At 65.5% G+C, this 6568-nt stretch carries 9 protein-coding genes; 6 read left to right on the forward strand and 3 right to left on the reverse strand.

The annotated features are described in order from the left end of the window. Positions 1 to 77 precede the first annotated feature (77 nt). Both R1101_RS0113640 and R1101_RS0113645 read right to left on the reverse strand, forming a co-directional pair. Entirely contained in the window at positions 78 to 917 is an 840-nt protein-coding gene (locus tag R1101_RS0113640; RefSeq protein ID WP_081494100.1) for a sucrase ferredoxin, read from the reverse strand. Positions 918 to 983: 66 nt separating this feature from the next. Further along, positions 984 to 2033 carry a cupin domain-containing protein gene (locus tag R1101_RS0113645; protein ID WP_332307005.1) on the reverse strand — a complete coding sequence of 350 codons (1050 nt, stop codon included), beginning with the start codon at positions 2031 to 2033 and terminating at the stop codon, positions 984 to 986. A 133-nt stretch (positions 2034 to 2166) separates the two neighbouring features. On the opposite strand from R1101_RS0113645, the gene R1101_RS30685 reads away from it, so the two are divergent. From R1101_RS30685 to R1101_RS26720, 3 genes are all read left to right on the forward strand, one after another. After that, positions 2167 to 2439, forward strand: coding sequence for a glycine zipper domain-containing protein (locus R1101_RS30685; protein WP_198420273.1), 273 nt, complete (start codon positions 2167 to 2169; stop codon positions 2437 to 2439). Between the two features lie 236 nt (positions 2440 to 2675). Beyond that, complete coding sequence (locus tag R1101_RS0113650) at positions 2676 to 2927, forward strand: DUF6480 family protein (protein ID WP_016933973.1); 252 nt, start codon at positions 2676 to 2678, stop codon at positions 2925 to 2927. Between the two features lie 190 nt (positions 2928 to 3117). Further along, a complete protein-coding gene (locus R1101_RS26720) occupies positions 3118 to 3531 on the forward strand; it encodes a lipopolysaccharide assembly protein LapA domain-containing protein (RefSeq protein WP_016933974.1) in 414 nt (137 codons plus the stop codon). Between the two features lie 167 nt (positions 3532 to 3698). On the opposite strand, the gene R1101_RS0113665 is transcribed toward R1101_RS26720, so the two are convergent. Beyond that, positions 3699 to 4394, reverse strand: a complete 696-nt coding sequence (locus R1101_RS0113665; protein WP_026003248.1) for a helix-turn-helix transcriptional regulator — start codon at positions 4392 to 4394, stop codon at positions 3699 to 3701. A gap of 90 nt (positions 4395 to 4484) precedes the next feature. On the opposite strand from R1101_RS0113665, the gene R1101_RS0113670 reads away from it, so the two are divergent. From R1101_RS0113670 to R1101_RS0113680, 3 genes are read left to right on the forward strand one after another with little or no spacing between them, the layout of a single operon-like run. Then, positions 4485 to 4940: a DoxX family membrane protein gene (locus R1101_RS0113670; RefSeq protein WP_026003249.1), complete on the forward strand. Its 456-nt coding sequence runs from the start codon at positions 4485 to 4487 to the stop codon at positions 4938 to 4940. Beyond that, complete coding sequence (locus R1101_RS26725; RefSeq protein WP_016933978.1) at positions 4937 to 5929, forward strand: patatin-like phospholipase family protein; 993 nt, start codon at positions 4937 to 4939, stop codon at positions 5927 to 5929. Before R1101_RS0113670 ends, R1101_RS26725 begins: the two co-directional genes overlap by 4 nt. Further along, a complete protein-coding gene (locus R1101_RS0113680) occupies positions 5926 to 6387 on the forward strand; it encodes an SRPBCC family protein (RefSeq protein ID WP_016933979.1) in 462 nt (153 codons plus the stop codon). Before R1101_RS26725 ends, R1101_RS0113680 begins: the two co-directional genes overlap by 4 nt. Positions 6388 to 6568: the final 181 nt, after the last annotated feature.

Raw genomic sequence — 6568 nt, forward strand, 5'->3', positions numbered from 1 at the left:
GTTCGCAGCACTCATGAAGGCAGAAGAAGAGGCTCGGGTGACGACTTGACGCTGTTCAGTTCGGTCATGCCGTCCTCTCACACGATGTGGACCGACGTGGGTGCGTAGACCAGGGCCGAACTCGCCGCCGCTCCACGACAGGTCAATCGACACGGTGGAGAACGGTGGACCTGCAACTCGACCTCGACACGCTCCGGGTGCGGTGCACGGCCGGTGAGCCGGATCCGCCACAGGTCACCCCGGCGGGCGCTCTCGGCCACCGTGTAGTCACTACGCCCGGCCGGACCGAAACGTCGGAGCGTGGCCGCGATCGCAGCCTGCTGGAGCGGAGCCAGGTCGGTGTATCCGCGCAAATGATGGTGGTGGATGCGATCGGAGAAGTGCTCCTCGATCGTGACGACGGACGACTCGGCATCGAGACCGCCGTAGTAGACACCGTCGGGCACGATGACGACATTGGCTGCGAACCGGTCTCCGCCCACGTGGGTGCATTCCCACACCTGTTCCGGCCAGTGCTTCGCGAGAGCGCGTGCCACCGGCCGCCCACGTACCGCGCAACACGGATCGTGGTGACCGTGCGTGCAGACCAGAAGGACGGGCGGCCCGCCCGGACGTCCGGGAGTATCCAGGGCGGTGGCGATCTGCGCCAGATCCTCGTCACAACTCCACGTTCCCCACTGCTGACGCACGACACCGGACGTCTCACGGCGCAGCACCGCCCAACGGTCGGGTCCTTCGCGGCGACGGCGACCCGGGCGCTCGACCAGCAATATCCGCGCCCGGGCCGTCTGCGCGGCGGAGAACACGAGCGTCTTGGTCGCAGGCTCGAGATCGAGACCGTCGAATCCGTCGAGCGGCCACCGACCTCGATATTCGATGAGAACCCAGACCAAGCCACGAGGTGCTGTGCCGGCCATCGGGTCACCGCGCATCCGGGCACTGTCTGCGCAGAAGAAGCGTTCGGCCGAGGCCACAGTGCACCGTCACTGTTCCGCGGGGACGAGAATCCCTGCGCGTAGCAGCCGCTCGACCAGATCGATTCCGAGAGTTTCTGCCAGGTGCGTCTTGCCGTCGAGTAGTTGCGTGACTCCCGGCCGATCCCCGGCCGGCACCTCGAGCCGGCCCACACGCGTGACCAGATGCGAGCCTTCCAGGCGTGCGTGCAGCGCATTGCGAAGCTGGACCGCGGTGTCGGGGCCGAGATCGTGAACAGCACCGAGCTGGGCCAACGGGCCCAGGGGTGCCGGACGTCCCTGTTCTCGCCGGACCCGGTGGAACAGGGAAGTGGTGTCGACCCGGGATATGCAGTCGATGAGACTTTCTCGAACAGAACCGATTTCGTTGTCCGGAGCATCGATACCCAGAGGCAGTGCGCGACGCATCCCGGGATCGTCGGCAAGTGCGGCAAGCGCGGCTCGGCTCAGATGCTCGGCCAGTGCGTAACGCGTCCACGTGTGAACGCCGACAGTGAGGTGAATGGACATCTCACCTCGAGCTTCGGCGGCATGGATCCAGCCGCGTGGCAGATAGAGGCAATCGCCGGGCTCGAGTACGGTGTCGATACAGGCCGGCCCTCGCGCGGCTCGGGTGACGGCGGAGCGGTGATCGGTCCAGGGTTGATCGCGCAGGGGAGCCGGGTGGACGGGTTCATGGATCACCCATCGCTTGTTTCCCTCGATCTGCAGGACGAAGACGTCGTGAACGTCGTAGTGATGGTCGAATCCCTTGTTCTGCGGTGGGGTGATGTAGGCGTTGACTTGGACGGGATGTCCGAGTTCGTTGCTCAGATCAGTGCTGAACTGTGCGATCGGCTCCCATGTGCGGTGCAGAGCGTGCAGGACGAGGGTGGCGCCGTCGGCGAGGTTGCGCCAGAGCTTGGTGTCGTCGAGTTGGTCGGCGATAGTAGCGCCGACGCCGGCGGGGGAGGTGAACGACGAGTCCGGGAGTGTCGCCCCGTCCTTGGCGACGCGAAGAAAGGGTGTGCGGAGTCCTCGGCGCGAGATGAGTTCGTCGACTGCGTCTGCCGAGAACAAATCGGAGAATGTGCCGGTGCGGCGGGTGAGCAGCGGTGAGTGTCCCCAGATTTCCGATGCGAACTTCTTCCGGCCGATGTCGATCAGGCGTGATTCCAGGACTCCGACGTCTGCCTCGCTGCCGGAATCCTGAATGCGGGGGGAAGGGTGCTCACACCTGACTGACTCCGTCGGCTCCGCCGTCGGCTCCGCCATCGGCTCCGCCGTCGGCTCCGCCATCGGCTCCTCCGTCGGCTCCGCCATCGGCTCCACCGTCGGCACCTCCGTCGGCTCCACCATCGGCTCCACCATCGGCTCCTCCGTCGGCTCCACCATCGGCACCTCCGTCGTGAACGCCCGGGACGCCCGCTGCTCCGCCGTCCGCCGGCCCTTCCTGGCCTTCCTCTTTACTGGGATCCTGCGGTGAATCGGTCATGCTTCCTCCCGAGATCGAAAGGCTTGGGAACAGGGGCGTTATCGGCGCCGAAGCCCCGTGCCGGTCCATCGTTAGGCCGATTTCAGCTTATCCGCGCGGGTCGGCGGACATGTGAAATTCGAGATCACCGAATCGTTGCCCCAGGGGTCGTACTCACGACCTCAGTACTGTCGCGTTGTGTAGGGGCAGTCGAGGCGTCGGCCGCTGATTTTCGGGTATACGTAGGCATGGCTGACGAGAATGCCGATGCGTCCAGGTTCGATCCGCAGAACCCCGATCCCGCGAATACTCCAGGTCTCGAACCCGGAGGAGGCGTGGCGCCCGGAGATACTCCGCCCGCCGAGACCGCTGTGGGTGGTCCGCAACATGAGCCGCCGCAACGTCGCAGTGTCGGTGCTCTCGTTGCTATCGCGATTGCAGTGATCGTCGTGCTGGTGGTTGCTGTCGGGCTGATCGTCCGAGCGATCGGCCTGTTCTGAACGGTCGAAGACGCGAGGGACGAGCGTATCGAGGAGCGAAGTTCTCTATCGGAGTCGAGCCATCTGCGTGTAGGCCTACGAGTCGACCTCGTAGTGTTTACCGCCGACTGCGAGTCGCATCGTCCGCGTCTCTCCTCGAGCGACCGAACGGAACGGGATAACCGGAGCACGACGGGGGTACTCGACCGATATGACAACCAGCTCGAGAGGCCCAGGCGATTCGAACTCCGACTTCTCGCCTTCCGCGCGCCGCAGCGACGTTCCGGTCCCCCCGTCGGGCACGACACCGGATCCGGACGCGGCCGCCGGACTGCATCCTGACCTTGCCCGGGGCAAAGGCATCCGGGGGACTCGTACCGGGGCCCTGTGGACCGCTCTGATACTCGGTGTCCTGATTCTGCTGTTGCTGTTGGTATTCATCCTGCAAAATCTCGACAGCATCACCCTCGAACTCTTCGGGTGGGACTTCTCGTTGCCGCTGGGCGTGGCATTGCTGTTCGCTGCGATCGCCGGAGCGGCGATCGTCGGAATCGCGGGCGGCCTGCGGATCCTGCAGCTCCGCCACGCCGCCAACCGGCAGCGCACGCTCGGCACCGGTCGATGACGGACCCCGGTTACCGCACCTCCGTGGTGTGCTGTGCCGGTCGCGTCGTCGTCACAGTGATGACGGGTGGTGTCGGCGGCGAGTGAACACGCGGCCGGCGCATCGATACCGATCGCCGCGGCAAGCACACCGACGAGGCCGCCCGTACGGGATGCGGCGGCGCGGCGTCACCTGTTCGGCGCAGTTCTCGAACCGGCGGAGGCTTTGTGGATCATCACGCAACACCGGTCCGGTCTCGGTTCCAGTTCGGCATGTGCGTGGGGTTCGCTGCTGCCGGCGATCAAACCCTCGATCAGGTGCAGATTCAACCCGCACACCACATCCAGATGGTCTCGGGCGACGAGGTGGAAGGGGCAGTTGCGGAGGTCGATACCGCCGTCGGCATCGGCGCGGGGCAGATAGCCGCAGCCGCGCAGCGCCTCCAGAAGATCACCCCCCGCCTCGGCGACGACGCGCCGTCCGGCATCGTGTGCGACTTCGTTCGCCGCCGCTCGGACCGTTCCGAGGGTGTCCTGTTCGATCGAGGACACGAGTAACCGGGCGAGCAGTTCGTAGTCGCGCGGCGGCACACTGACGGTCATCTCCGTCGTCGTCCTGGTGTAGAACTTCGCGGGCCGTCCGGCGCCCGGTCCGCTGCGGCCGGCGGGCCGCTGGTAACCGACCGTCACCAGGCCGGCATCGGCCAGCTTGTCGAGATGATAGGCCGCAAGGGTTCGGCCGATATCGAACGCGCTCGCCACCTGCTCCCGCGAGACCGGTTGCTCGCTCTCGCTCACATACTCGAAGAGCCTGCGCCGCAACGGATCGTCGAGGTTGCTCAACGCCGCCAGCGTCGCCGGTGAGGCGGACCGGTGAGTGGACATACCCAACGCTAACACCAAAAAGTATTGACAAATAGAATCGGCGGGACCACTCTAAAAACAGTAACCATTGTTTTTACAAGGGGGTCTGTGATGACCACTCCCGCAGCTCACTCGTCTTCCACAACGGCCGCCGCGCCTGCACGGGGCGACGCGATGCGCCGCGCTCGCAACGATCCCGCTTACGGGGCATTCGTCCTGCTACGCATCGGATTCACCGTGCTCCCGATCGTCATGGGCATCGACAAGTTCACGAACGTGCTCACCACCTGGGAGGACTATCTGGCACCGTGGATCGTGGATCTCAGTCCCCTCGGCGCGCAGCAGGTCATGTCGGTGGTCGGGGTGATCGAGATCGTGGCCGGCATCGCCGTCGCGATCAAACCGCGATACGCGGCCTACATCGTCGCCGCGTGGCTTGCCGGCATCGTGATCGACCTGCTGAGTTATCCCGGCTTCTACGATGTCGCCCTACGAGATGTCGGATTGCTGCTTGCGGCACTGACCTTGGGTCGGCTCGCTTCCCTGTACGACCCGGCCCGGCGATGACCACCGCTTTCGTTTTCGGTGGCGGGGCCGGTCTCGGTGCCGTGGAGGTCGGGATGCTCTATGCGCTCACCGAACGAGGCATACATCCCGACCTGCTCATCGGTACGTCGGCCGGGGCTCTCAACGCCGCCTACGTCGCCGGTCGTGGTACCGGTATCCCGGCTCTGGACGACCTGACGGCTATCTGGCGGAGTCTGCGCCGGCAGGACGTCTTCCCGCTCGATCCGGTGCGTCAACTCCTGGCTGCGGCCGGGATCCGCCCCTCGCTGTGTTCCGGGCGGAACCTGGAGCGGCTCATCGAGTCTCACCTGTCCTATCGCGACCTCGAAGACGCGGTGATCCCCGTGCACCTCGTGGCCACCGACCTGCTCACCGGACGGGAAGTCCTGCTGTCGACGGGCGAGGCCGTCAGCGCTGTGCTGGCCAGTGCCGCCGTTCCCGGTGTGCTGCCTTCCGTACAACGCGAGGGTCTGAACCTGGTCGACGGGGGTATCGCAGACGATGCGGCCCTGTCCCAAGCAGTCGCCCTCGGTGCGGACGACGTGTGGGTGCTGCCCGCCGGCTATGCCTGCGCTCTGCCGCGTCCACCGACCACCGCGCTGGCCACCGCGGTGCAGGCTCTGACTCTGCTCACCCACCAGCGCCTGCTGCTCGAGGTCGCCGACTTCTCCCTACGGGTCGACCTCCACGTGCTGCCCCCACTGTGCCCGGTGTCCGTTTCGCCGATCGACTTCAGTCGCGCCGGCGAGTTGATCGAGCGGGCCCATCGAGCAACGCAGACCTGGATCGCCGCCGGTGGGGATCGTCGGCATCCCCACCCCGAACGCATCCTGTCTCTGCACGACCACCGGCCCCCCGCGCAGGGCTCGTCGAACAGGCGCGTTCCCGGCCCCGGTTCCGATCCGACAGGTCGAGAAGACGGTTATTCGCCAACTACGTCATCGTGCCGGGTGTGGCCTTCCCGGGGGAGGGGTACGCAATCGTCATGAGCACAATCACGGAAGCCGTCGATGTCGATGTACCGATCCGGGTCGCGTACAACCAGTGGACGCAGTTCGAATCGTTTCCCCATTTCATGGAAGGGGTTCGAGAGATCCGGCAACTCGACGACACACATGTTCATTGGGTGATCGATATCGCAGGTCAGGTCCGCGAGTTCGATGCCACCATCACCGAGCAACATCCGGACGAGCGGGTGGCGTGGACCTCGGACTCGGGACCCGACCACGCGGGAGTGATCACGTTCCATCGTCTCGACGACGAGAAGACCCGAGTGACAGCCCAAATGGATGTCGACCCTGAGGGATTCGTCGAGAATGTCGCCGACAAGCTCGGTGTTCTCGGCAACCGGGTCAAGAACGACATGAAGAAGTTCAAGGAGTTCATCGAGCAGAGCGGACACGAGACCGGTGGGTGGCGCGGGGACGTGGACCGACCCGCTCCTTGAGGACCGGTAGGGCGGACGGAGCTGTTGTCGGACATACCCCGGATGTGACACGAGAGGGTGCCGGCCCGAGAAGTTCGGGTCGGCACCCTCTCAGTGGGGCGACAGGTGCGTCCACTCACCCGTTACGGTGTCGGTACCGACTGCAGGTCGGACACGCGTCACGGGTTCGCGGGGTCGACAG

This window comes from Rhodococcus sp. R1101, from assembly GCF_000278445.1.
GTDB lineage: Bacteria > Actinomycetota > Actinomycetes > Mycobacteriales > Mycobacteriaceae > Rhodococcus > Rhodococcus gordoniae.